Origin of the sequence: Mesorhizobium sp. M7A.F.Ca.CA.004.04.2.1 (assembly GCF_004022825.1) — a bacterium.
Taxonomy (GTDB): domain Bacteria; phylum Pseudomonadota; class Alphaproteobacteria; order Rhizobiales; family Rhizobiaceae; genus Mesorhizobium.
The window spans coordinates 1-1,818 of the sequence record NZ_RZPH01001136.1; the positions used below are offsets into that span (position 1 = coordinate 1).

Sequence of the window (1,818 nt, forward strand, 5' to 3'; positions counted from 1 at the left end):
ACGCTTTACTGATCGATCCACAAAGGAGAACGCAAATGAACACCCCCAATCTGGGATATCGCGTCGGCGCCGGCGCCCAAACCGGAGCCATCTTCGACGAGGGCCTGCGCCAGCATATGCTGCGCGTCTACAACTACATGGGCGTCGGCCTGGTGGTCACCGGCCTCGTCGCCTTCATGATCTCATCGACGCCGGCGCTCTACGTGCCGATCTTCTCCAGCCCGCTGAAATGGGTGGTGATGCTGGCACCGCTCGCCTTCGTCTTGCTGTTCTCGTTCAAAATGCAGACCATGTCGGCGGCGAGTGCCCAGGCGATGTTCTGGGCCTTCTGCGCGGTCATGGGCCTGTCGCTCGCCTCTGTGTTCCTGGTCTTCACCGGAACCAGCATCGCGCGCACCTTCTTCATCGCCGCCACCATGTTCGGCGCCACCAGTCTCTACGGCTACACGACAAAGCGCGACCTGACCCAGTTCTCGTCATTCCTGATCATGGGCCTGATCGGCGTGGTGATCGCCAGCATCGTCAACATCTTCCTCGGCTCGACCGCGCTGCAGTTCGCCATCTCGGTGATCGGCATCGCCGTGTTCATCGGCCTGACCGCCTGGGATACGCAGACGATCAAAGAACAGTATGCCGAGAATTTCGACGCGGAATCGCGCCAGAAACTTGCCGTCTTCGGCGCCTTCTCGCTCTATCTGAACTTCATCAACATCTTCCAGCTGCTGCTGAACTTCACCGGCGAACGCGAGTAATCCGGACCGTAGCAGGCAACATTTCGCAACTTACCGTGGCCGGAGGGAAACCTCCGGCCACGGTTTTTTATTTGAGGCAGCATTTGCCATGTGCGGTGGATCGTTCATCGCGGCTGACTGAGACGCGATGTAAATCTGCCGCTCTTGAGTTCGCACGTCCCCTTTTGCTAGCCTGCCGGCCACGCCAGATAGCCGCGAGGACGCATGGAACAGGACAGCCTGACGCTTCACGGTGACGGCATCTCGGCGACTGTTGTCGGGCAGGGCGCCGAACTTGTCTCCCTACGCGATGCCGACGGCACAGAGTTTCTGTGGCAGGCCGGTCCGGAATGGCGGCGTCACTCGCCGGTGCTGTTTCCAATCGTCGGCCGGCTGAAGGGCGACCAACTGCGCCATCGCGGCCAGACCTATCCGATGACCCAGCACGGCTTCGCGCGCGACAAGCCGTTCGCCTGGGCGCAGAGGGGACCACGATCCTGCACGTTGGTGCTCACCGACGATGCCGATACCCGCGCGCACTACCCCTTCGCCTTTCGCCTGGCAGTGACTTACACGCTGGACCGCCATCAGCTTGATGTGACCTTCGACATCACCAACACCGGCGATGAGCCGCTGCCGGCATCGATCGGGGCGCACCCGGCGTTCAATTGGCCTTTGCTTCCGGATCTGGCCAAGACGGATTACCAGCTGACCTTTGCCTCCGCCGAGCAAGCGCCGATCCGCCGCCTGAAGGACGGCCTGCTGCTGAAAGCGCCACAACCGACGCCTGTGGAAGGCAAAAGGCTGGCACTCTCCGAAAGGCTCTTCGGCGAGGACGCGGTGATCATGGATCGGCCCGTCAGTTCCAGCGTGCGCTACGCTGCCGAGAGCGGTCCCGCGATCGAGATGTTGTGGCAGGGATTCCAGGAATTGGGTATCTGGTCCAAACCCGGCGGCGCGCCATTTCTTTGCATCGAACCCTGGCATGGCCTTGCAAGCCCGGTGGATTTCGATGGTGAGTTTATCGATAAGCCTAGCGTGATGTTGATCGAGCCTGCCGCGAAGCGTGTTCTGAGCTATCAGGTAC

The 1,818-nt window shown here is 61.1% G+C and carries 2 protein-coding genes; both read left to right on the forward strand.

Features of this window, described 5'->3' with window-relative positions:
- Positions 1–35: 35 nt before the first annotated feature.
- Positions 36–752, forward strand: a complete 717-nt coding sequence (locus EN893_RS32160; protein ID WP_127271130.1) for a Bax inhibitor-1/YccA family protein — start codon at positions 36–38, stop codon at positions 750–752.
- 204 nt (positions 753–956) lie between these two features.
- On the forward strand, positions 957–1,818 hold an 862-nt coding region (locus EN893_RS32165), incomplete at its 3' end, for an aldose 1-epimerase family protein (RefSeq protein ID WP_164901311.1).